This window comes from Hymenobacter montanus (genome assembly GCF_014699115.1).
Lineage (GTDB): Bacteria > Bacteroidota > Bacteroidia > Cytophagales > Hymenobacteraceae > Hymenobacter > Hymenobacter montanus.
Genome location: NZ_JACXAD010000001.1, coordinates 342886 through 367385, shown reverse-complemented (window position 1 = coordinate 367385; position 24500 = coordinate 342886). Strand labels below are relative to the sequence as shown.

Below are 24500 nucleotides of genomic sequence, written 5' to 3'. Positions count from 1 at the left end.
TTTATTAAGCTCGGCGGATTTACTGCCCGTATTTCACGCCGTATAATTCGCCTGTTTACCTAGCCCCACCCGCCATGCCCGCCGACCAAAGCCGTCTCCACGCCGATGTCACCTTCCTGACCAACCTGCACCCGGCCCGCAATTGCTACAACCTGTCGTCCTTAAACAAGGCGGCCGACTACATTAAAGGCTGCTTCCAAAAGCTCCACGGCACCGTCACGGAGCAGCCCTTCACCGCCGACGGCCGCCGCTACCGCAACATTATTGCCTCGTTTGGCCCACCCCAGGCCGACCGCCTCATCGTGGGAGCCCATTACGACGTGTGCGGCGACCAGCCCGGGGCCGACGACAACGCCAGCGCCGTGGCCGGCCTGCTTGAAACTGCGCGCCTACTCCACCTCAGCAAGGCATTGTTAACGCACCGCATCGATTTCGTGGCCTACGCCAACGAGGAGCCGCCCTACTTCGCGACCGAGCACATGGGTAGTGCCGTGCACGCCAAGTCCTTGCACGCGAACCAGGTAAAAGTCCGGGCTATGATCTGCTACGAAATGATTGGCTACTTCAGCGACCAGCCCGGCTCCCAAAAATTTCCCAACGAGGCCCTGGCCAAACAGTACCCTGATACCGGCAATTTTATCGTGGTCGTGGGCAAAGTGGGGCAGGAAAAATTCACTCAACGGGTGCAGCAGCTCATGCGGTCTCACACCGGCAGCCTCGATGTGCAGCGCATCAACCTGCCTGAGAGTCTGGGGCTGGCGAGCCTGTCCGACCACCGCAACTATTGGAGTCAGGGCTACGACGCCGTCATGATTAACGACACGTCCTTCCTGCGCAACCCCAACTACCACCAACCCACGGACACCATCGACACGCTGGATTTTTCGCGCATGGCCCAAGTGGTGGATGGGGTCTACGGGGCGCTGCTGGAATTATAGAGCATAGGAGTAAAGGCGGACACGTTCGTGGCGTCCACCGGAAAAAAGCCACCCCAGGCCCGGGGCTCGTCTCACGGTGGCTAGTGGCGCACCAGGACTTTCTGGGCAAGCATCTCCCCACTAGGTAGCTCTACCCGCAGCGTGTACAGCCCTTCTGGTAGCTGCCTTACGTCGAGTGTGCCGCCCGTCGCCGGGGCCACCAGTTCCCGCACGGTCCGGCCCAGCAAGTCGGCTAATGCCACGTGGGCCCAACCGTTGAAAGCCGGGAAAGCCACGTGCAGCACGTCCCCGGCCGGGTTGGGGTACACCGCCACTCCCGCCGCCTGTGCCGAGCGCACGGCCAGCACCACAGCCAGCGGGGCCGAAGCGGGAGAGGCACAGCCATTCACGCTACTTACCACGGTATAGATGCCGGCCGGAGCCGCCCCCGTTGTGGGGTACGTAGCGCCCGTCGCACCCGGAATGGGGGAGCCATTGAGCAGCCATTGATACGTAGCGCCGCTAACCGGAGCGCTGACGCTGAGCTGGCCGTTAGCCAGCCGTTGGAGCACTGGTTGCGCGGGCAGCGGTACCAGGGCGACGGTAACCGGGGCTGAGGCTGGTCCCAGGCAGCCCGCTGCCAGAGCTCCGCGCACGGTATATGTGCCCGCCGTGCTCACGGTGATGCTGCGCGTCGTGGCACCGGTGCTCCACAGATATTGCGTTAGGCCGGCCGGGGCGGTGAGCGTGGCCGTGCTGCCCTGGCAAAGGTTCAGGGTGGGGTCGGCCGGGGTGATGGTGGCCGTAGTCAGGGCAGTGACCAGTAGGTCGCGCTTGTTGTCGTCGCCCAACACCGAGCTGTCGGCGGCGATGACGCGCACTCGGTAGCGAGTACCGGCCGCTAGCGTAGTCGGCAGCACCACGCGTAGCAGGCGGGCAGTACTGCCGGCCGTGGGCGTCAGGGTTAAGGTTGCCCCGGCGCGGAAGCGTCCCATATTGTTGGAGAGCTGCACCCGATAGTCGGTAGGGAGCTGGCTCAGGCTGCCTTCCGTGGTAAAAGCCAGGTCCAGCATCTCGCCGGCGCAGTAGCTCAGCCGCTGCGTCAGGGCCGCGTCCGTCTGAATAAACTTCTCAGAGTAATGAATAATCATGTTGTTCTCCCCCGCCACCCAGCCGTTGTAGGCGTCTACGAAGCTGCCCGCCGTCGCTTGCAGGCCCAGGGTCCTGGGAGTCCAGGACTGGCCCCCATTGCTGGTCTGAAAGAGCTCCATCCCAAAGGCCCACCCGTTGCTCGCCGAGGAAAAAGCTGCCCCAACCAGCGGTCGGCCGAAGGTGTAGGTGCCCTGGCCCGTGGCTGCCCAGGTCGAGCCGCCGTTGGTGGTGCGGTAGATGGCGCTTGCGTTGCCATAAAAGCCGGTCGTGGCCGAGCTGAAATACAGGTTTTCCCAATTTGCTTCGGGCAGGTGGGCGGCAAAGGTGCTCGACACGATGGTCTGCCAGGTCTGCCCCCCGTTCTGAGTGGTCAGCAGGGTTCCCGCATCGCCCATGGCGTACGCCACCTGCGGGGCAGCCCAGCAGACCTTACGTAAGTGAGTAGTGGTGCCGCTCGTAGCACTCAGCCAACTGTTGCCCCCCGTCCGGGTGTAAAAAATGACGCCTTGGTTGCCCACCGCGATGCCGTTCTGCCCATCCCTGAATTTAAGGTCATTGAGAGCGGTAGCCGGCCCTAGCAGTTGTCGGTTCCAGGTCTGGCCAGCGTCCACGGTGCGCAAGATAAACGCCCTGGGAGAGGCCGTGTAGTCGATGCCGGCGACATAGGCCGTATCCCGGTCGGGAAAGGCCCCAGCCGTCAGCCGGCTGTCGAGCCAGTTGACGCCCGCCGCTCGCGTGGTCAGGTCCAGCCCCAGCCAGGTAGTACCCCGGTCGTGAGTCACGAACACCTGGTTATAATTGTAAGAAGGCTTGCCCATCGCCCAGCCGTGGACGGGCTCGGGAAAATGAATGGTGCCAAAGAAGGCCTCTGCCCCAGTAGTGCGGGCCTGCCCGGTCAGGCCAAAGTCAGTTGTAGTTCGAATGTTGCCCGCCGTGCCCACCGAAAAACCTACCCCGGATGGGCGGAGCTGCGTTGGGCCAGTAGAGAGCGTGCCGGTGCCGGGCGTCCAGGTCTGCCCGCCGTCCGAAGTAACGTAGTTGTTGATCACACCGTGAAGTGGGTCGGCAAACGCGATTTTATTGACGCCGGGAAAGGAGTTGCTGGCCGATCCGAGCAGACGCACGGGGGTCCAGGTCGTCCCCCCATTCTGTGTGCGAAACAGGTTAGGGCTGCTGCCCCCTGTGCTGCTGCCCACCCAGCCGTTTTGGGCATCGACAAAGTGTACCTTGTTGTAGCTGATGCCGGGCGCGGGCGTTATCAATTCGAAATTCTGCCCGCCGTTGCTGGTCTTTGTTACACCTCCATTGGCCGTAAAATAGCCAACCTGCGGGGTGACGAACTGCAGGGCGGTAGTACCGGCGAAAATAACTACTGGGTTCCAGGTCTGGCCCCCGTTATTCGTTACCCGCAGCCGGGGGGGGCGGCCAGTACCGGGGGCATTGTAATAGTAGAAGACGTAGCCTTGGGTGGCCGAAAAGAACCGTAGGTCCTGCATCTCGACAAAGTCCGCCTCGCCAATGGCCTGCGGGCTCCAGTTTCGCCCACCGTCTATGGTCTTGCGAACTTGGCCCGGGCCCGATAAGTCATTCCCGAAAGACGCGTTGGGGGTGTTATTAGCGAGCCAGCCCACTTGTGGGGAGATAAAGCTGAGGGCTTTGATGTCGTAAAGAGCCCCGCTACTCAAGGGGGTCCAGGTTTGTCCCTGGTCAGCGGTTTTGAATAGGGTTCCGCGCTGGCCCCCCACCAGGGCCGTCTGGTCATCGAGCGCGGCCACGGCTTGCAGAGGGTAGCCGGTAGGGCGGGGGGACTGCCATTCCCAGTAGGGCAGGTCCGCTACCGGGTAGGTAGGGGCCTGGGCCAAGGTTGGCAGGCTCACCAGGGCGGCCAGCAGGCCCGCCACGAGCCGTCCAATGGAATAAACTGATTTTCGGGAGTAAACAGCTAGCAGCATAGGCCCATAGGTTGTATTTACTCATACAAACACCCCGCAGCCACTGGCTACAGGGTGCGGTATGAAATAGAATCAGCAATATAGCTGATAATTATGTGCTGTTAGTGCTGGACCTGAATTTGTTGGCTCAGGGTTTTGCCGCTCGGTAGGATGGCCCGCAGCATATAAGCCCCGGTGGCAAGCTTGCTCACATCGAGCTGCGTATGGGCCTGCTCGGTGGTGGTCTGTTGGACAGTGCGACCCAGCATGTCGGTCACCAGGAGCTGCGCCGTGCCTTGTTCGAGTGTCAGGTCGACGTGGAGCTCGCTCTTGGTTGGATTAGGGTAGCTGCTCAGGGATTCGCCCCGCACCGGGGCGGGCGCCTTCCTCGCCTCACGGCTCGCCAGCGCCATCCGGGCTACACCACCCACCGTCACATCCAGGCAGGTGTTGGCATCCTGAATGCGTACCGTGATGGCGGTGTTCGGGGGCACGGTCTGCGGGAAAAGAACGGCCGGTCCACCGTTGGCAACAGTGGTAGTTTGACTGCCAGCGGTCCACGTATACGTAATGCCAGAATTAGCAGCGCCATTCCCGTCGGGCAAGCAGGCCGCGTTGGCGTTATCCAAGTAGAAGTACTTGGGTCCCCCTCGGTAGACGGAATAGGTACTAGCCGGGCAGTTACCTACGCCCGATACAACCACGCTCTTCACGCTGCCCCCGGTGCACCCGGCCGCGGTCGTGGTGACATTACCACCAGTAGCACCAACCGTGGCTGTAATAGTAGTGCCCGTCGAATTAGGCGAAGTAATCACCCAGTCAGCACCAGGCAAAGTCCAGGTTAGGGTCGTGTTGGTCGGTGCGTTAGCCAGTGAGAACGTCACGGTACTACCCGGGGCTAAGCAGCCAGTCGGACTGACCGTGATGGGGTTAGCAGTAGTGGTGATCAGCGGTGAAACAGCCACACTCTTCACGCTGCCGCCGCCGCAGCCCGCCGCGGTCGCGGTGACGTTGCCGCCACTGGCGCCAATCGTGGCCGTGATAGAAGTAGCGGTACTACTGGTAATAGCCCAGCCCGCGCCAGGCAACGTCCAGGCCAGGGTCGTGTTAGCCGGGACGTTCGCCACGGAGAAGGTTACCGAATTACCGGCGATTAAGCAGCTAGCCAGGCTAACCGTGATGGGGTTGGCAGAGGTGGTTATCAGCGCTGATACAGCCACGCTTTTCACGCTGCCGCCGCCGCAGCCCGCCGCGGTCGCGGTGACGTTGCCGCCACTGGCGCCAATCGTGGCCGTGATGGAAGTGCCCGTAGAACTAGGTGAAGTAATAACCCAGTCTGCGCCAGGCAGCGTCCAAGTTAGGGACGTGTTGGCTGGTACGTTCGCCACCGAGAAAGTGACGGAATTACCGGCAGTTAAGCAGCTAGCCGGACTAACAGTGATAGGGTTGGCAGCCGTGGTTATTAGCGGTGATACGTCCACGCTCTTCACGCTGCCGCCGGTACAGCCACTGGCGGTCGCGGTGACGTTGCCCCCGCTGGCACCAACCGTAGCCATGATGGAAGTGGCTGTACTACTGGTAATAGCCCAGTCAGCGCCAGGCAATGTCCAGGTTAGGGCCGCATTGGCTGGTGCGTTTGCTACCGAGAATGTAACGGAAGTTCCTGGGGTTAGACAGCTAGCCGGGCTAACCGTGATGGGGTTGGCAGCCGTGGTGAGCTGGCGCGTTACTCGAAAGGGTAGCGAAGGAGTCTCCGAGCAAGAGCCCGAGCCATACTTAGCTGTTACGCTTATATCCTCAATACTAGCCGTGGTAGGCGTAATGGTTACAGTCTGTGTTGGAGAGGCAGTTAATTGCGCAGAGGTATAAGAAACGCCTACGCCAGTGTTAGCTCCAACCGGGGAAATGGTCCAGCCAGAAGGAATGCTCCACAGATAGTTCACGGCTGGCTGCGGAGTATAAGATATGGTAAAAGCTGCCAAATCCGTCTTGCACGTGGCCGTACCAGCAACCAAAGTTAAATCAGGTCGAGTGGGCTGAAAGTTCACCGTCCGTTGCATTATCTGCCCATTGTTGCACGTGCCAATTTGTACTTGTACTGTGAAAGAACCACTGAGAGATGCAGGCATAGTGACAGTAACTGCGCTGCGATCGCCAGAATAGGTTGATTTAGAGCCTTCTGGAAATCCCACCCACGTGTAGGAGTCAATGCCGATTTGCGCCGCTATTTGCGCGGCGGAACTGACGATGGGTGGCACAGTGAAGGCATACGTTTTGTTGGCCTCGATGCAGCCCGGGGGGATAGTGATAGCAGTGTCCGCCAGTTTAGCAAAGCTCTTGTTGACGGTTAACCCATAGGCAGTTGCCCCACAGCCCCCCGTCGAGACGTTGGCCTCAATCCGGCCCCGGCCGTAATCCGTGGCTATAACGTCCGCCGCGTAAATGTTACCCGAGGAATATGTTCCCACAACCTGTACGTCGCCCCTGGTAGTCCACGAGACGAAGGTTTGGTTGCTACCCAGCTGATAGGTGTAGGTATAGATTTGCTGCGTCGGGTTGGGAGCAGCTAGCGTAGGAGCGACGTAATCAATACAGGTACTGCCCACCACTTGCGCGTGGGAGACCGTCGCCTGGGCAATCACTAGTCCGGTGATAAGCGTCAGGCGTAGGAAGAATTGGTTAAAAAGGTACATGTTGCTTTCAAGAAGTTAGAAGTGGAAACTCGTAACTTCGGATGCCGTATTTGTGGCGGTGAGTCCTTGTTCCGGAGCCTTCACGTGAGGGCACCGGAACCGGCAATCCGAAGCGGGTGGGGCGGGCGCGGCAATACGTCCGGCCCCGGTAATCCCAGCCAGGCGGAACAACCGGCCCCCTGTTAGCGCAGGGGTGTTCGGTTGTCCGCCGGACTTCGGTATTCCGTGCCACGGGTGCGAAAGCCGTATCGCCCCAGCCCGGCAACCAGGGCGGGGTGGCCCGGGCAGGAGAGAGCCCGGCTTTGCTGCCAGACCTTGCCAGCCCGGAACTGATGGCAGGAAAGCATCGCGGGCGCCGCTAAAGCAGGCACTACTCGAAACAAACCAGAGGAAACGAGGGGTAGAGGTAATACCATAAGCCAACGAGAGCAGGGAGTAGAGTAAGGAGGCAAAAACCAGTTAATACCCTGCGGGTAGGCCAATTGGGCAAGGGCGGGGGGCTGGCAACGAAAGGTTGCGCTCACGGCCATACCTCGGAAAAGCAGTTAGTCCAGGCCAGCGTGCCGAACGCCCACCTTGGAAATGAGGCGGTGTTGGGAATTGAAATATAACAGTAAAAAAAGAGCCGCCAAGCCCCTTATTTCAAGTTTAATTTATATGTTATATAATATATTGTAAATCAACAATAAAAAATTTTTATCCCCCACGTTATAAGTTAGTTGCCGCTTAAAGCGGTTGGTCGGTTCGCCCATTCTCCGGGGCTGGATGTGCGAAGCCCCGCAAGGGCGACCTGACAGGCTGCGAGCAAGACGTTACCCAGGGCAATACCTTTGCGCCATGCGTATTCTCCACGTTTTTTCGGCAGAGTTCTTCGCCGGCTCCGTGGCTTATGCTTTGCAGCTGGCTCAGGCTTATTCTGCCCAGGGGCACGGCGTATGGCTGGTGTCGGATACCGACCAGCTGCCTACCCCCGCCACCCAGCTCAAAGCCCCCATCAGCAACCGCCGCTACGGGCAACGGCTGCGCAACAGCCAGCTCATTCGGCAGCTGGTGCGGCGCGAGCGCATCGAGGTGGTCCACGCGCACTCGCGGGCGGCCAGTTGGGTTAGCTACTTGGCCCTGCGGGGCCTGCAAGTGCCCCTGGTGAGTACCGTGCACGGCCGGCAGCATTTGCACGCTTCCACTTCGCTGTTTGATATCTACGGCGATAAGGTTATTGCTATCTGCCGCAACCTGCAGGAGCACCTGGCGGCGGAAGTCAAGATGGCCCCCTCCAAAATCGTGGGTATTCCGAACGGAATTAACTTTAACGCCGCGCGTGGTGAGGAATTAAAAAGAGAATTGCTCGTCGATACCACCTTATTTCTCCGGCTTGCGTTTATCGGCCGTTTCAACGGGGGCAAAGGCGAACGGGCCGCGGGGCTGTTGCAGCAGGTGTTCCCGCAGCTACTACGGGAGTTTCCGCAGCTGCGCGTAGCCCTGGTCGGCGGCGAGCTGGAGCACCTGCCGGAGGAAGGAAAAACGGCGTTGGCGCGGTTGCAAGCGGAGTTTGGGGAACGGCTGGAGGTGGTGGGCTTCAGCACCGACATCCCGGGCTGGTTGGCCCGAACCACGCTCGTTATCGGCGCGGGGCGAGTAGCCATCGAAGCGCTCGGCGCGGGCCGGGCCGTGTTGGCGCTGGGAGAAGCCACGTACGAAGGACTGGTAACCAGCGAGTCGTTTGCTGCTGCCGCCGCTTCTAATTTTGGCGATATATCGGCCCGGCAGAGTGGCTCCTCCGGCGTTGATTTCGAGGTAATTCTAGCGGATACCCGGGCCTATCTGCGGGCTCCGCAGCCGGTAACGGCAGAACTGCAGCAGCAAGTGCGGGCGCATTACAACTCCGCCACCGTGGCCGCCCGGGTGCTGGAAACCTATGAGTCAGCCCGAATGCGCAAGGCTGTACCAAATTTTATCCCGGTACTGATGTACCACAAAATTCCCGACGCGCCGCCGGCGACCAAGCACCAGATTTTCGTCACCAAAAAAAACTTCGAAAAGCACCTGGCCTATTTTCGCAAGCGGAAATTAACGCCCATCACCTTTGCCGATTACCTGAAATTCGCCAAGGGCGAACTCCCGTTAGAAAAATTCCCCGCCCGCCCCATCATCCTCACTTTTGATGATGGCTACGCCGATAACTACACGAATTTGCTGCCGCTGATGCAGCAGTACGGTTATCGGGGGGTTATTTACTTACTGGGCGACTTCAACGTCTGCTATAATAAATGGGATGTGGCGGCAGACCCCACCGAGCCCCGCGCCGAGCTAATGAACCTCCCGCAAAAGCAGGCTTTCGTGGCGGCCGGCTGGGAAATTGGGGCGCATACCATGTCGCACCCCAAACTCACTACCTTGCCCCTGGCTGAGGCCACCAGCGAAATCGAGCGCAGCAAAACCGAATTAGAACGGGTTCTGCAAACCCCGGTAGTCAGCTTTGCCTACCCCTACGGCGCCCTCAACGACTCCCTGAAACAAGCAGTGTGCGCCGCGGGCTTCGCCCTCGGGGTTGCCACTGACAGCGGCGGCATGCACCTCGAGGACGACCGCCTGCAAGTGTTTCGGGTGAACATGTTCCCCAACGAAAGCCCCAGCAGCCTCTTCAAAAAAACCTCGCCCTGGTACCGAAAATATTACCGCTGGAAACGAGGTAGGTAGTATCGAAAACCTCATGCTGAGCGGAGCAACTGGTGACCAGAGTTCCACGAGTAGCACCGTCTTCCGGCCCGCGTGCCTAACATCTGGCTTCCCTCTGCTGCGGAGAGTTCGGTGCCCCGGCCGGCATCCTTATGTAGAGCCATTTTCGCATAGGAGGAAGGAATTAAAAATGAAGAATTAAAAAATTGACCAGCCGATTTTTAATTCTTCATTTTTAATTCCTAAAAGTTACTGCTGGCTCACTGCTACTGGCACTCGTTTATTCATCACCCGAAACCAGAGCGGGGGAATAGTAGCAATCAGCATCATTCCCGGATAGCCAGTCGGCATCTGCGGGCTGGCCGGCTGATGGCGTAGGGTCTGGTAAGGCCGTGACGCCTGGTAGTGGTGGTCGGAGTGGCGTGTCAGCTCATACAAGATGATGCGGCCCAGGGCGTGCTCCGAGTTCCAGGAGTGATGGGGTTGCACCCGCTCATACACGCCGGGGGCCGTTTGGCGACGCAGCAGGCCGTAGTGCTCTACGTAGTTTACGAGTTGAAACAGCACGTAGCCCACCGCTGCCGCCGCTAGCCAGGCCAGCAAGCCTGTCACGCCAAAAAAGGTCAGCACCAATCCTACCAGGCCGGCCTGGGCCGCCTGAAACTGCAAAAAATGGTTCTGAACCGACCACACCGGCAAATCCTGCCGGCGCAGCCGCTCGGCTTCCAAAGCCCATGCCGACCGGTATTCGCCGAGCACGGCGCGGGGCAGAAAATGCCAAAAGGACTCGTGCAGCCGGGCCGTGGCGGGGTCGAGTGGCGTGGCCACGTGGCGGTGATGCCCGCGGTTGTGCTCAATAAAAAAGTGGGGGTACCAGCTACTCAACAGCAGCGCCTGCGCCAAGCGCTGCTCCCAGCCCCGGGGGCGGTGGCCCAACTCGTGCGCTACGTTGATACCCAGCGCCCCGCAGCAGATGCCAATGCTTAGAATGGCGCCGACTATTTCGGCAACCGAAAAGCTGCGCGTGTGCAGGGTGTAAAGGAAGGCTGCCAGCAGCCCGTATTGCAACGGCACGTTCAGATAGAGCAGCCCATCGAAGAACGCGTGCCGCTTGGTTTCCGTCGCCGCGGCCACACCCGGCTCAACCGCGCCGGGGGGGCGCAGCCACTCCAACAGCGGCAGCAAGCCAAACGTGTACACCAGCGTAAGCCAGGTAAAAGCGCCGCCCAACCACAAGCCAACGGCCGCCGTGAGCGGCACACTGTAGGCTATCAGATAGCGCAAGTCACGGAAAGAGGGGAGCATGATTTGGTATGCGTTTATGATGGAAGCAGTTAGATACGGCAAACAACCCCTTAAATATACAAAATCCAGCGTCGATACCGGCTAAATTGCTTTCGGGCTAGGTTGGTTCCGTGCGGTGGCGACTGAGTACGGCGGCCAGCGTTTTCTCGTCGACATCCTGCAAATCTACTTTCTTAAAGGGAGCCGCGTGCCCGCTCAGCAGCGCCACGCGGCTTTTGCTGGTGCCGAATACTTCCGCCAAATACGCCAACAGCACCGTATTGGCCTGGCCTTCCTGAGGCGGGGCCTTCAGGCGCACGGTTACGGTGCCATCGGCCGCCACCAACAGCTGGTTGGCCCGGGCATTAGGCTTGGCCCGAAGATGAATAACCATGCTTGCGGCTAATGGCTGATTAATAGATTCGTTGGTTGCACGCTTGTCGTCAGCCCGTGCACCAGCAACATCCTGCGGCCCCGCAGTTCCCAGGGCGGGGTTTCCCGGCGACGCTCAAAAGTACTTCCCGCTAGTGAGCATCGACGCCAAATCGGCAACTGCGCTATTAGCTGCTGGGAAGTTAGGTGGGCAACCCTTCACAACCAGCAACACGAACAATTACTGAATTCGGGCCTGCCCGAACGGGCACTGGGCCAGCACCACGCAACGGTGGCAGGCGGGGGCGCTAAAGTAGCAGCATTTCTGGCCGTGAAACATGAATGCCTCGTGGTGGTCGTACACCTGCTGGGCGTCCCAGCCGGGCGGCAGCAGGGCCTCCAGCAGCTTGTGAGCCGGCCCTTCGCCCACCTTGGGGCCAATCAGGGCCAGGCGCTGGGCTACCCGGTGGTGATGGCTATCGACGGGCATAGCCGGGATGCGAAGCGTGCTGAATAGGAGGGTAGCGGCACTGGTCTTGGGCCCTACCCCACTGATGCTTTCCAACCAGGCCCGGGCTTCCGCAATGGGCATCCCGGCCAAAAAGTCCAGCGAACACGGTGCCCCGGTGCCGCAGCGCTGGCTGATTTCGCGCAGCACGGCCTGAATGCGCGGGGCCTTCTGCTCGGGCCAGGTGCAGGCCCGGATGGCGTGCTGCACCGTCTCGGTTGGGGCCGTCAGCAGGGCTTCCCAGGTTGGAAAGGTGGCCCGCAGCTCCTGGTAGGCCCGGTGCGAATCGGCGTTTTTGGTGCGGTGCGAAAGCAGCGCGCTCACCAGCTCACTCAGCGGGTCCTTGGTGCTGAAAAAGGGAAACGGCGCCCCGTATTCGGCGCACAGCCGCTCGTGCACCAACAAGGCCTTGGCTTGGCGGATGGCAAAATCAGCAGCTATTTCGGTGGGGGCAGGCGCGGTGGCAGGTTTCATGCTTCAGCCTACGCGCGTCAGTAGTGCGGAGGTTGCCCGGCGCCGCCATATAACTCCAACAATCCCCGGTACTCGCTGCTACTAGAGGGCTGGCCGGACTTAACAGCCCCACCGTCCTCTGACTGATACCCACTAAGCTCGTTCAGAAGGTAGGGCTGCCAAGTGTGGGCTGGAAAATGACCGTTTGCTGATTCCTGGACTTCAGCCCGCTAGGCGTCATTGGGTCGCATTGTACAGCGCAATCGCCTGGCGCTGGTTATCGGCCTGCCGGCCTTGCAGTACGAGGGGCACGATAAGCACCGGAATGGCCACGTATATCAGGGGGGAGACGCTGAATCGACCGTCGTTGGGCCGCAAGGTCTGCAGCATACCTGCCACCAGCAAGCCGCCGCCCACCACGTAGCTGGCCAGGGTTGCCCGCTGGTAGCGCTGGGCTTCGGCCAGCAGTTGCTGAGCCCCGGCGTTGTCGCTGGTTGCCAGCATCAGGTTCCGGCTGTTGAGGTTCTGAACCGGGCCGTTGTCTTTGGAAAAGTACTCTGTTTTGATGGTGCGGTAGCCACCGAAAGGATAGCCGCCGTAGCCTCCCATGCCGTAGCCGCCGTAGCCATAGCCAGGGTAGCCGAACCCGCTCGGGCCGGTGTACTGCGAAGTGGTGATGGAATACAGGCTGATGCGCCCGGTTTTTTCGCGTCGTAGGGTGCTCTCGCGCGACGACCCCGGTAACGTAGTCCGCACGTAATGGCCGGTTTCATCCTCGTAAAAACCTACTTCGCTGAGGTCGAACCGGCGCTGCCCATCGAGCAACAGGTAGGAGCGCCCGAACAGCGGAGACTTCGTCTCCACGTCGGTGGCGTTGTACACCATGCCATTTTTCAGTCCTACCTGAAAGCGAGCGGCCCGGGTGTTATTGCCCGGCAACTGGCCAGCAGGGGTTGGGGCGTACACCGGCGCCGGCGCTGACGTGGGGCCCGGCGAAGGTGTTGTTACCACGGCGCGACGGGTCGTATCGGGAGGCGCGACGGGGACAGACCCGAGTTGGCGGGGGGCCGGGCTAACCCGCGGACGGGCCGGGGCGGGCAGAGCCGGTGGGGCCCCTAGCTGACGCGGACCATCATCCTGTGCCCGGGCGGGCCGGCCGCCCAGCAATACCACCAGCAGTGCCGGAAGAAGAAGTGAGAATCTCATGAAAATAACGGAAAAAGCAATGAGGCTGAACAAGGTAACAACGCCCGGTAACTATTCCAGGCCCGCTCCCGAAGGCTCAATAGTAGGTGCAGACCAGACAGCAACGCAAACGACAGGCAATTAAGGTAAATTCCGCCCCAGCCTCGTGGAGTTCGAATAAACCAAGCGCCCTGGCGTGGCGGCCGGCGGGGTTTCTTTATCGGTTGGTGCCAGAACCAGCGAAGGGCCGGGGCAAGCCCTGGCACTAAAACGAGTTTCCGCAAATATCGGAGCATCTAGACAGGTTGGCATCCAGGGGCGAATTCCGATAACTGGGTCTAATTCAGCAGCTTTTCCAGCAGGCTTAGACTGTCCGACAAGTCCGTGGTCGTCTCAAAATCCAAGGGTTTGACAATGTAGCCGCTCACGCCCAGCTTTTCGGTGCTCAGGCGGTCCACGTCCATGCTGGAGGTAGTGGTGATGAATACCGGAATGTCCTGAAATTGATCAGTGGAACGCAGCTCCGTCAGGAACTCAATGCCATTCATGCGGGGCATGTTCAAATCGAGCAGGATAACCTCCGGTAGCGGCCGGATGGCCTCGACCCCGTTGCGGCCCAGCAGTAAGTCCAGGGCCTCCTCGCCGTTGAAGGCCGTGTGCAGCTGGTGGGGCACGTTGAACTTGGCAAAGGATTTCTGCGCAGTCATCGTATCAAAAATGTCATCTTCCACTAACAAAACCGAACGCATAGCAGGGAAAGGGTTTTTGAGGCTTTGTTTGTAATCGTCTGGGCCCGTTTTTACCGTAGCTAGGGCCTGCTTCTGAATAACAGACGCGCAACCTCACTTGGGCCAGGTAAAGATAAAGCCAGCACCCTGGCCCGGACTCGACTCAACGCGAATGGTGCCTTGGTGCTCGTTTATTATTTTCTGAACAATACTTAGGCCAATTCCCGTGCTCTCGGCCGTGTGGCGGTCCCGCAGCGTTTGAAACAGCAAAAAAATCTTTTGGTGATACTCCGGCGCGATGCCCGGGCCGTCGTCCTGCACCCGGAATTCGTAGTGGGAGCCTTCGTCCTGGCAAGTCACTGCCAAGTTACCGGCCCCGCGCTGGTGGTACTTCACGGCGTTGCTGAGCAGGTTGGTAAACACCTGCTGCAACCCCAGCCGATCCGTTAGGAGCGTCGGCATGTTGGGCCCTACCGCGAGTGAGAAATCCGGGGGCACCACCAGCTCGGCTACTTCGGCCAGTAGCTGGGCCACGTCCACGGTTTCGGTGGGCTGGGCAGTGCGACCCACCCGGGCGTAGGCGAGCAAGCCGTTTATCAGGTCTTCGAGCCGGCTGAGGCGGCCCTTCATTTGGTCGAGGTACGTGCGGAGCTGGGGCGACAGCTCGGCCGCGAGCTCCTCCTCAATCCACTTCACAATGGTGGTTACGCCGCGCAGGGGGGCCTTTAAATCGTGCGAAGCCACGTAGGCAAACTGGTCGAGCTCCTGGTTGCGTTTTTCCAGGGCCCCGAAGCTGGCATCCAGGGTCTGGGTCATGCGGTTGAGCGACATGGCCAGGCCGCCGATGTTGTCGTCGTTGAAATCGGTAATTTTCACCGTGTAGTCGCCTTGGACTACTTGCTCGGCCAGCTCCCGAATTTGCGCGATGCGCCGGCTCACGGTCGCGTTGATGTCGGCCAGCTCGCCTTGCAAGCGGCGGTTATCGGCCAGCTCTTTCGTGATTTTTACGACGAGCAACACCACAATCAGCACCGCCAGCACCGCCGATAGCAGGACTACAACGGGCGTGGCTTGCTCAAATACGTTTTGCAGGGCGCTCCGCTGGGCTAGCAGCGCCATCTCACTGCTTTTGATGCGGTCGTAGAGGAGTCGGACCTGGCGCAGGGTTTGGCGGTCGGTATCGAGCAGGGTTTGCATGGCCGCCTGGCCCATGGATTTATTAACCTCCGTGAGGGGCCTCAGAATGCGAAATTCCTGCTCCACCAGCAGGCGCAACGAGTCGAGGCGGGCCCGTTGAACGAGGTTATCGACTGTCAAGGACTGAATGCGCTCCAGGCTGGCCGGTAGCTGGCCGATGGCAATGCTGTAGGGCCGCAGGTAGGCGGTGTCGCCGGTGAGCAGGTAGCCCCGGGTGCCCGCCTGGGCATCTTTCAGCGCGGCGGTGATGCTTTCGGCTTCCTGCAATACCTGGTAGGTGTGCTCTACCCGCTCGGTTTGCACACTCAGGCCCCGGACGCTCCAAAACGACGCCGCGGCGGTGAGGAGCAAGATGCCAATGGCCAGGGCAAACCCGGCAATAATTTTAGGGTCAATTCTTGATTTCATCGCCCGCGAAGGTAATGGACCACCCTGCGCGGGAGCCCTGGCTACCGTTGGGGCCCGCCGCCCCACCGGTATCTTTGCGCCCATGCCGTTTGCTCCCTCCGACCGCCTCAGCAGCCCCCAAAACCCCCGCATCAAGCAACTGCTGCGTCTCCAGCAAAAACCGGCCGAGCGTCGCAGCCTGGGGCTGACCTTGGTCGAAGGCCTGCGCGAGCTGACCATTGCCGTGGAGGCCGGCTTGGCCGTAGCCACCCTGTTTACCTGCCCCGAACTGGCCGGCGCAACCGGTCTTGCTGCCCTGCCCCACTTACTTTCCGCCAGCCCGACCGCGCCCGAGTGGTTCGAGGTCAGCCGCGCCGTTTTCGAGAAAGTAGCCTACCGCGAGGGCTCCGACGGGCTGCTGGCCGTGCTGCGCATCCCCACTCGCACTCTGTCCGGCCTGCACCTGCCGCCCAACCCGCTGGTTATCGTGCTCGAAGCCGTGGAAAAGCCCGGCAACCTCGGCGCCATCCTCCGCACTGCCGATGCCGCCCCGGTCGATGCCGTGCTCATCGGCGACCCGCGTACCGATTTGTTTAACCCTAACGTCATCCGGGCCAGCATTGGCTGCGTATTCACCGTGCCCACGGTAGCGGCGCCGGTGGCCGATATTCTGGATTTTTTGGGCGCTAAGGGCATTCGTTCCTACGCCGCCGCCCTGGCTCTCGGGGCCCGGACGTACACCGACTGCGATTTTCGCGGCCCCACGGCCTTGGTCATGGGCACCGAGGCCGATGGGCTCACTCCGCAGCTGCGGGCGGCCTGCGACGAAACCATTATCGTACCCATGCGCGGCCGCATCGACTCGCTCAACGTGAGCGTGGCTACGGCGGTCCTCACCTTTGAGGCCGTGCGCCAGCGGCAATAGCACTGCCGCTGGCGCACGGCTAGGTGCGGCACAACTGCCGGGTAGGAGGCAAACAGGATGCATCAGGGCCGGGATTATTAGCCTTCTTGCAGTTGCACCGAGCCAGCGTTTCGCTCAGTAAACCGTCACTCCGAATCCCAGCTCCCGGGCGCTTTGCCGTAGGTTTTCCGCCTGCTCATCGGCTACTATGCTCAATGGGTACGAGTCGCTATCGAGCGTAAATAGCACAAGAGCCAGGCCCTGCGCCTCCAAAGCGTCCTGCACGGTGTCGAGCTGTTCGGGGCCGGGTTCCCCGCGTCCACGGCCCAGCGCGCTCGGCCGCAGAGGGTGGGGGCGGTTTTGACAGCTTAGGATTTCGTTCAGGCCCTCGGCCATATCCGCGGCCGTGTCCTTCCAGTCGCTTTCCCAGGCCAAGTCTTCCGCCAGCAGGGCGTCAATCAGGGCAATGTCGCGCAGTTCCTGGGGCGGTAGCTCAGCTACAATGCCGCGCTCCCCTAACTCTTCCGCAAACTGCTCCTGGTAGGCGGCCGGGTCGCGAAGCCCCAGTCTCAGCCGCTCACTTATGCGCTCAGTAGCCGCCGCGTCCGTGAGGGTGAAGAACTGAACAAACTCCTTTAGCAATACTGAGTTCATACGGAGAAAAAGAGCTTAAAAATAGAGAGATGCCCACAAAAAAGGGCGCGACCAAAGTCGCACCCTTCTTACAAATAATCCGTGGAATCTGGCGAAGACCGGACTTAATCAGCCTGCTTGGCGTAGCGTAGCCGCTCGTTTTCGTCGAGCAGAATCTTGCGCATGCGCACCGATTTCGGCGTTACCTCCAGGTACTCATCCTTCTGGATGTATTCCATGGCTTCCTCCAGCGAGAACTGGCGCTTAGGCACAATCTTGACGTTGTCGTCCGAGCCCGAAGCCCGCATGTTCGTTAGCTTCTTGCCCTTCTGAATGTTGATGGTCAAGTCGTTCGGGCGGGTGTGCTCGCCGATAACCTGGCCCGCGTACACTTCCTCCCCCGGGTCCACAAAGAATGAGCCGCGGTCCTGCATCTTATCGATGGTGTAGGCAGTACCGGGGCCCGTTTCCAGCGAAATCAGCGAACCCGCGATGCGGCCCGGAATGGGCCCCTTGTGCTCCTCGTAACCAATGAAGCGGTGGTTCATGATGGCCTCGCCGCCCGTAGCCGTCAGCACGTTGTTGCGCAGGCCAATGAGGCCGCGCGACGGGATGTTGAACTCCAGGTGCTGCAAGTCACCCTTGGGCTCCATGATAGTCATTTCGCCTTTGCGCATGCTCACCAGCTCAATCACCTTGCCCGCCGATTCCTCGGGCACGTCCACTACCAGCAGCTCCACCGGTTCGAGGCGCTTGCCATTCTCGTCTTCCTTGAACAGCACCTGGGGCTGGCCTACCTGGAGCTCGTAGCCTTCGCGGCGCATGGTTTCGATCAGAACCGACAAGTGCAGAATGCCACGGCCGAATACCAGGAAGGTATCTTCCTTATCGGTTGCCTCCACGCGCAGGGCAAGGTTCTTCTCGGTTTCTTTGAAGAGGCGGTCCCGCAGGTGGCGCGAAGTCACAAACTTGCCCTCCTTGCCGAAGAACGGCGAGTTGTTGATGGTGAACAGCATGTTCATCGTCGGCTCGTCGATGCTGATGCGCGGCAGCGCTTCGGGGTTTTCGAAGTCGGCCAGCGTGTCGCCAATGTCGAAGCCTTCGATGCCCGACACGGCGCAGATTTCGCCGCTGCTTACCTCGTTTACTTTCACGCGGCCCAGGCCTTCGAAAACGTGCAGCTCGCGGATTTTTACTTTTTTGATGCTGCCGTCGGCCTTCATCAAGCTCATGTTCGCGCCTTCTTTCAACGTGCCGCGGTGTACCCGGCCAATGGCGATACGCCCCACGAACGACGAGTAGTCGAGCGAGGTAATCTGCATCTGCGGCGTGCCTTCCAGGGTTGGAGCGGGCGGAATAGACGCCACCACGGCGTCGAGCAGCGGGGTGATATTGTCGGTTTTAACTTTCCAGTCGGTGTTCATCCAGCCCTGCTTCGACGAGCCGTACAGGGTCACGAAGTCCAGCTGGTCTTCGCTGGCACCGAGGTTGAACATCAGGTCGAACACCTGCTCGTGCACCTCGTCGGGCCGGCAGTTTTCTTTGTCTACTTTGTTCACCACCACAATGGGCTTCAGGCCCAGGTCGATGGCTTTGCCGAGTACGAAGCGGGTCTGGGGCATGGCGCCTTCAAAGGCATCCACGAGCAGCAGTACACCATCGGCCAGCTTCAGCACGCGCTCCACTTCGCCGCCGAAGTCAGCGTGACCAGGCGTGTCGATGATGTTAATCTTTACGTCTTTATACCGAACTGATACGTTCTTGGAAACGATGGTGATGCCGCGCTCGCGCTCCAGGTCGTTGTTGTCTAGGATGAGGTCGTCGAAGTGCTGGTGCGCGTCGAAAATCTTAGATGCGTGGATGATTTTATCCACCAAGGTGGTCTTGCCGTGGTCAACGTGAGCGATGATGGCAATATTCCGAATGTTCTGGGCCATGTGTTGGGTTTTTGCGGGTGCAAAGGTACGGAAAAAAAGGCGCAAAGCCTGGTGTTACTCAAGTATTAACCCAACCCCCGGCCGGGACGCGGGCTGCACCGCCCCCGTACGGCGAGGCTGCCCGCCCTGAATTGATTACCAGAGGCGGAACGTTCCCGGCAGTTTTTGGCTACCCCGCCGACCGAACCGTCGGGCCCCCTCGTATGTTGGGCTTTCGTCACTTAACCTCTCCCTCTATGCGTGTCTCTCTGCTGGTGCTTTTGGTCTCAGTCCTTACGCTAAACTCCGCCTGCTCGCAGCAACGCGACGTGGCCGTGAATACCCCTCCAACTCGTACGGTAGGGGGCAAAACCTATTTCCAACCCAAGCCAGTAACGGGCAAGCCGGACGAATTCCCCGTGCGTAAAACCGAGGCCGAATGGAAAAAGGTCTTAACCCCCGAACAGTTCTACATTCTGCGGCAAAAAGGAACGGAGCGGCCGTTCACGGGCAAATACCACGACAACCACGCGGCCGGCAGCTACTACTGCGCCGCCGACCATAATCTACTTTTCTACTCCGAAACCAAATTTGAATCGGGAACCGGCTGGCCCAGCTTCTTCGCGCCCGCTACGGCTAACAGCGTGAAAGTAGCTTCCGACAACACCTTCGGGATGAGCCGCGACGAGATAGTGTGCGCTAAATGCGGCGGTCACCTTGGCCACGTGTTCGATGATGGCCCCAAGCCCACCGGTCAGCGCTACTGCATGGATGGCAACGCGCTCGTATTCGAGAAGAAATAGATAAGCTGGTATTTTTCTAGGAAATTCACAATTAGAAGGCCGCTGGAAATCCATTTCAGGGGCCTTCTTCGTATTTACATACTATTCTGGTGTTATCTTGACTATCGTTGATAAGAGGTTATCAGATTCTGTTAGACTATTGCCATTTAATTTTACACTTTATGACTGCTATCTCTGACCCCATCGACTACCTGCAACGTGAAGTGGCGCACTCCCGTTGGATGTTGCTCAACAACAACCTCTATTCCCGCATCCAGACCCTGCCCGACCTGCGGCGTTTCATGGAGCACCACGTTTTTGCCGTTTGGGATTTTATGTCGCTGCTCAAGTCCTTGCAGCGCGAGCTGACGTGCGTGCAGGTGCCGTGGGTGCCGACGGCCAACGCGACCACGCGGCGTCTGATCAACGAAATAGTGTTGGAGGAGGAAACCGACGTCGACCCGAACGGCCAGCCGGTCAGCCACTTCGAGCTGTACCTCCGCGCAATGGAGGAATGCGGCGCCGACACCGGGCCCATCCGCCAACTGTTGGCCGCCCTGGCCGAGGGCCGCACCCTCAGCCAGGCCCTGACGGCCGCTCAGGTGCCCGGCTCCGTGCGCCAGTTCGTCGAAACCACGTTCGATATCATTCGCTCCGGTAAGCCGCACGCCGTGGCCGCCGCCTTCACTTTCGGCCGCGAAGACCTGATTCCGGCCATGTTCCGCCAACTGGTAGGGGAGTTGCGCGACCGGTTTCCCGGCCAGCTCGACACTTTTATTTACTACCTCGACCGGCATATTCAGCTCGACGAGGAGGTGCACGCCCCCTTGGCTCAACAGATGGTACGCGAGCTTTGCGGCGATGACCCCGAGTCCTGGCTCGACTGCCAGCGCGTAGTTATTCGGTGCTTGGAGGCTCGGATGGAGCTCTGGGATGGGATCTCGACCAGCAAACCCCGTCGCTCGGTGGCGTAGTACCGCCAACCCCCGGGGCCCCGCCCGCGTTTGAAGCAGACGGCTCTGCTGGCCGGTCTCTTTTTCGCGTTGGCCATGATGAACATTCGCTTATCTACCGGGGGCCCGGCACTGGCTTTGGGCGCCCTGCTGCTGTCGGCCTGCACCGCTGCCGAGCAAACCACCGAAACTTCGGCGCCCTCGGCCACGCCTACTCAGGTGCGCACCGATGCCGACCGGCGCGCCATTTATAACGGCAACGGTGCCGGTAGTAGCTCCGCCGTACCCGACGCCACCCCCAACCGCGTGCGCCTGGGCGAGCAAGCGGCCGACATCAACCGTGAGAAGCGCATCGAAACCCTCAACACCAACGACCCTAATACCACCACGCCCGAAACGCGCATGCAGCGCCTCAATAACGACCCGCCCGTGGACAACCCACGGCGCCCGTAAGAAAGCCCAGGCCAGGGTTGACGCAACGCAATGTTGTAGCGGCAGCAAAGCGAGTTGGGCATCGACGTTAGCCTGAGCGCACCGTAGCTGTCAGGTTGCCTTCACCGGCCTTTAGGTGGGCCTGTCACACGTCGTGAACTGTCGTGCCGTACAGCCCTGTCTTTTTCGCGCCCTGAGTACCCGAGATACTGGAAACCCGGTTTTCAGGCAAGTATCGTCCAACGAAAAAGCCCGCTCCTGGCTAAACCGGAAGCGGGCCCTTGCCGCGGGAGCTTTTAGTGGATACGCGAAGCTAGGCGCTTACTTCCCCAGTGCCGGGGCTGCCGGCCGAATTCAGCACGTCGTTGCCTGCGGGCTGCGAAGCCGCCTGGGCGCGTGGTTTCGGGCCGCGGCGAGCACCCGTGGCGGGCGTGCCGGGCTTGGGGCCGCGGCGAGCGGCCGGGGCTGGGCTAGCCGCCGCGGTAGCCCCGGCGGGCTTGGGGCCGCGACGAGCATCGGTGGAAGCCGGGGCCGCCGGTTTGCGGCCGCGAGTTTTGGGGGCTGAGGCATCCGCCTCGGCGTTGCCAGCGTCCGGAGCACTGTTGGCGCGGGCCTTGCCCGGCGAGCCGTCCTTGCTCAGGGCCGGGCCTTTCTTGCGGCCACGGGTGGCTGCGCCGTCGCTGGCACTTCCGTTATCTGCGCGGCTATCGCTCCCCGTTATGGAGTCGTAGTGCCGCACAATGGTTTGCAGGGCCTGTTCGAACATGCGCTCGGTATCGCTGTCGAGGCGGCGCGTCGCCTCTTTCACTACTTCCTTCAACTTCGCCTTCGTTTCTTTGCGGATGCGAGTCACCACTTCGTTCATGCGGTTGTTTAACTCTTTTTGCAACTGCTTAGCGGCGGTTTTGAGGGTCTTCTTCTGGCTAGCCTTTTTTTCGGCGCGGTCATCGTTTAGATCCGAGGCGGCGCGATCAGCTTTTTTCGCTGACTTGCGGGTTGCCTTTTCTTCCGGTGTGCGTTTTGCGGGCTTTTCCGTTTTGGGCGGGGAAGTAGGTTTTTTCATGTGGGATAATGGTTGTTGAAGAGTAAAAAAGGTGTGATACTACTTTTCGCGCGATGATATTTAATTAGTTGCGCTCAAATATAAAACGAATTAACTGCCAAACGCTTTACTCGATTTTTTGCCGATTTAATTCGGTGCTTCTTTCTGTCGTTCCTTTGTCTAGCCCCGTAGCCGCCCTTGCTTCTTATCAAAAAGCAGGAGCGCGTTTACTACTTCTTTTCTTTGTTTAGCATGTCGTTTCTTCCTAAGCGCTACACAGTTACTGCCGCCTTGCCCTATGCTAATGGCCCGGTTCATATCGGACATCTGGCGGGCGTTTATTTACCCGCCGATATTTATGTACGTTACCTGCGTTCGGCGGGTCGTGACGTAAAATTCATCTGCGGGTCCGACGAACACGGCGTTCCGATTACCATTCGGGCCCAAAAAGAAGGCGTCAAGCCGCAGCAGGTAGTCGATAAATATCACGCCCTGATTCGCGATTCCTTCCGGGACTTCAACGTGTCGTTCGACGTGTATTCACGGACCTCTTCGGCCACCCACGCCGAGGTTTCCAGCGGTTTTTTCACCAAACTGAATAATGCCGGCCAGTTCGTCGAGCAAACCACCCAGCAGTACTTCGACGAGCAGGCCCAGCAGTTTCTGGCCGATCGGTACATTGTGGGCACTTGCCCGAATTGCGGCAACGAAAACGCGTATGGCGACCAGTGCGAGCGTTGCGGCACGTCTTTGAGCCCGACGGAGTTAATTAATCCGCGCAGCATGCTCAGCGGGGCCCACCCCGTGCTGCGCGACACCAAGCACTGGTTTCTGCCCCTCGACCAGTACGAGCCCTGGCTGCGCGAATGGATAGTGGAAGGCCATAAAAACGATTGGAAAACCAACGTGTACGGCCAGTGCAAATCCTGGATCGACCAGGGCCTGCACCCGCGGGCCGTGACGCGCGACCTCGATTGGGGAGTGCCCGTACCGGTGGCCGGCGCCGAGGGGAAAGTGTTGTACGTGTGGTTCGACGCGCCCATTGGCTACATCTCGGCCACCAAAGAAGCTTTTCCCGACGAGTGGGAACTGTATTGGAAAGATGCCGGCTCCAAGCTGGTGCATTTCATCGGCAAGGATAACATCGTTTTTCATTGCATTATCTTCCCGGTGATGCTGAAGGCGCACGGCGAATTTATTCTGCCGGATAACGTGCCCGCCAATGAGTTTCTTAACCTGGAAGGTGATAAAATCAGCACCTCGCGCAACTGGGCCGTGTGGCTGCACGAATACCTGGCCGATTTCCCCGGCCAGGCCGACGTCCTGCGCTACGTCTTGTGCGCCAATGCTCCCGAGACGAAGGATAACGACTTCACCTGGAAAGATTTTCAGGCCCGTAATAACAACGAGCTGGTAGCTACCCTCGGCAATTTCGTAAACCGGGCCGCGGTGCTCACGCATAAGTTCTTTGCGGGCAAGGTGCCGGCAGTGGGTGAATTAACTACGATTGACCGCGATGCCCTCGGGCAGTTGGCGGAGTTTCCCACCAAAATCGGGGAGTTAATCGAAAATTACCGCTTTCGCGATGCGCTGGCGGAAGTGTTAAATCTGGCGCGCCTGGGCAATAAATACCTGGCCGAAACCCAGCCCTGGCACCTCATCAAAACCGATGCGGCCCGTACCGGCACCGTGCTGCACGTGGCTTTGCAGATAGCCGCGGCCCTGGCCCCGCTCCTGGAGCCTTTCCTGCCCGAGTCGGCCCAGAAGCTGGCGACAATGCTCAACCTGACGCTGGGCAACTGGGCGAGTGCCGGCCGCTCCGATGCCTTGCCCATCGGCCACGATCTGCGCGAGCCCGCCCTGCTATTCGCCAAAATTGAAGATGCCGTTGTGGAGGCGCAGGTGCAGAAGCTACTCGATACCAAAAAGGAAAATCAGCTGGCCAGCACGCCCGTAACACCGGCCAAAGCCAACGTCTCGTTCGATGACTTCGGGCAGATGGATTTGCGCGTGGGCACCATCGTGGCGGCCGAAAAAGTAGCGAAAACCAAAAAGCTCCTCAAGCTCACCGTCGATTTAGGGCTTGAGCAACGCACCATTGTCAGTGGCATTGCCGAATATTTTATTCCTGAAGCGTTAATTGGTCAGCAAGTGCAAGTACTACTGAACCTGGCTCCCCGGGAAATCAAGGGTATTCAAAGCCGAGGCATGCTGCTCATGGCTGAAAACGCCGACGGCAGCCTGGCTCTAATGCAGCCAAGCACCCCGGTCCGCAATGGCAGCAGCATCGCGTAACAGGCTTGCTTACAGCTTGCCGACATGGCAAGTTGACCTGTGCAGTCGGCCCTCGGCAGA

General features: G+C 59.9%; 18 protein-coding genes. 7 read left to right on the top strand and 11 right to left on the bottom strand.

All coding sequences use genetic code 11. The features are described 5' to 3' along the window. Window positions 1-74: 74 nt before the first annotated feature. A complete protein-coding gene (locus tag IC235_RS01435) occupies window positions 75-938 on the top strand; it encodes a M28 family peptidase (protein WP_191003370.1) in 864 nt (287 codons plus the stop codon). An 80-nt stretch (window positions 939-1018) separates the two neighbouring features. On the opposite strand, the gene IC235_RS01430 is transcribed toward IC235_RS01435, so the two are convergent. Together IC235_RS01430 and IC235_RS01425 are read right to left on the bottom strand one after the other, a co-directional pair. Further along, window positions 1019-4021, bottom strand: a complete 3003-nt coding sequence (locus tag IC235_RS01430) for a YCF48-related protein (protein WP_191003369.1) — start codon at window positions 4019-4021, stop codon at window positions 1019-1021. 101 nt (window positions 4022-4122) lie between these two features. Next, complete coding sequence (locus tag IC235_RS01425) at window positions 4123-6693, bottom strand: T9SS type A sorting domain-containing protein (protein WP_191003368.1); 2571 nt, start codon at window positions 6691-6693, stop codon at window positions 4123-4125. An 837-nt stretch (window positions 6694-7530) separates the two neighbouring features. Here IC235_RS01425 and IC235_RS01420 point away from each other — a divergent pair. Then, window positions 7531-9390, top strand: a complete 1860-nt coding sequence (locus IC235_RS01420; RefSeq protein WP_191003367.1) for a polysaccharide deacetylase family protein — start codon at window positions 7531-7533, stop codon at window positions 9388-9390. A gap of 228 nt (window positions 9391-9618) precedes the next feature. Here the strand turns inward: IC235_RS01420 and IC235_RS01415 are convergent, their stop codons facing one another. The 6 genes from IC235_RS01415 to IC235_RS01390 form a co-directional block, all read right to left on the bottom strand. Then, entirely contained in the window at window positions 9619-10674 is a 1056-nt protein-coding gene (locus IC235_RS01415) for an alkane 1-monooxygenase (protein ID WP_191003366.1), read from the bottom strand. A gap of 97 nt (window positions 10675-10771) precedes the next feature. Beyond that, window positions 10772-11047 (bottom strand): DUF167 domain-containing protein, encoded by a 276-nt coding sequence (locus IC235_RS01410; RefSeq protein ID WP_191003365.1) that lies wholly within the window; start codon window positions 11045-11047, stop codon window positions 10772-10774. A 219-nt stretch (window positions 11048-11266) separates the two neighbouring features. Next, complete coding sequence (locus IC235_RS01405) at window positions 11267-12007, bottom strand: endonuclease III domain-containing protein (protein WP_191003364.1); 741 nt, start codon at window positions 12005-12007, stop codon at window positions 11267-11269. A gap of 216 nt (window positions 12008-12223) precedes the next feature. Then, window positions 12224-13192 carry a hypothetical protein gene (locus IC235_RS01400; protein WP_191003363.1) on the bottom strand — a complete coding sequence of 323 codons (969 nt, stop codon included), beginning with the start codon at window positions 13190-13192 and terminating at the stop codon, window positions 12224-12226. A gap of 317 nt (window positions 13193-13509) precedes the next feature. Then, on the bottom strand, window positions 13510-13920 hold the full coding sequence (locus IC235_RS01395) for a response regulator (protein WP_191003362.1): 411 nt from the start codon (window positions 13918-13920) through the stop codon (window positions 13510-13512). A gap of 93 nt (window positions 13921-14013) precedes the next feature. Continuing rightward, window positions 14014-15504, bottom strand: coding sequence for a sensor histidine kinase (locus IC235_RS01390; RefSeq protein WP_191003361.1), 1491 nt, complete (start codon window positions 15502-15504; stop codon window positions 14014-14016). An 82-nt stretch (window positions 15505-15586) separates the two neighbouring features. On the opposite strand from IC235_RS01390, the gene IC235_RS01385 reads away from it, so the two are divergent. Further along, window positions 15587-16408, top strand: coding sequence for a TrmH family RNA methyltransferase (locus IC235_RS01385; protein ID WP_191003360.1), 822 nt, complete (start codon window positions 15587-15589; stop codon window positions 16406-16408). A gap of 114 nt (window positions 16409-16522) precedes the next feature. Here the strand turns inward: IC235_RS01385 and IC235_RS01380 are convergent, their stop codons facing one another. Beyond that, window positions 16523-17041 carry a DUF6630 family protein gene (locus tag IC235_RS01380; RefSeq protein WP_191003359.1) on the bottom strand — a complete coding sequence of 173 codons (519 nt, stop codon included), beginning with the start codon at window positions 17039-17041 and terminating at the stop codon, window positions 16523-16525. A 104-nt stretch (window positions 17042-17145) separates the two neighbouring features. Beyond that, complete coding sequence (gene typA / locus IC235_RS01375; RefSeq protein ID WP_191003358.1) at window positions 17146-18957, bottom strand: translational GTPase TypA; 1812 nt, start codon at window positions 18955-18957, stop codon at window positions 17146-17148. 236 nt (window positions 18958-19193) lie between these two features. On the opposite strand from typA, the gene msrB reads away from it, so the two are divergent. The 3 genes from msrB to IC235_RS01360 all read left to right on the top strand — a co-directional run bounded on the left by msrB (window position 19194) and on the right by IC235_RS01360 (window position 21124). After that, on the top strand, window positions 19194-19739 hold the full coding sequence (gene msrB / locus IC235_RS01370) for a peptide-methionine (R)-S-oxide reductase MsrB (protein WP_191003357.1): 546 nt from the start codon (window positions 19194-19196) through the stop codon (window positions 19737-19739). Between the two features lie 161 nt (window positions 19740-19900). Continuing rightward, entirely contained in the window at window positions 19901-20692 is a 792-nt protein-coding gene (locus IC235_RS01365; RefSeq protein WP_191003356.1) for a DUF3050 domain-containing protein, read from the top strand. 75 nt (window positions 20693-20767) lie between these two features. Beyond that, entirely contained in the window at window positions 20768-21124 is a 357-nt protein-coding gene (locus IC235_RS01360; protein ID WP_191003355.1) for a hypothetical protein, read from the top strand. Between the two features lie 292 nt (window positions 21125-21416). Here IC235_RS01360 and IC235_RS01355 read toward each other — a convergent pair whose 3' ends face one another. After that, window positions 21417-22166, bottom strand: coding sequence for an OmpH family outer membrane protein (locus IC235_RS01355; RefSeq protein ID WP_191003354.1), 750 nt, complete (start codon window positions 22164-22166; stop codon window positions 21417-21419). 231 nt (window positions 22167-22397) lie between these two features. Between IC235_RS01355 and metG the strand changes: the two genes are divergently transcribed. Further along, window positions 22398-24440, top strand: a complete 2043-nt coding sequence (gene metG, locus IC235_RS01350; RefSeq protein WP_191003353.1) for a methionine--tRNA ligase — start codon at window positions 22398-22400, stop codon at window positions 24438-24440. Window positions 24441-24500 lie beyond the last annotated feature (60 nt).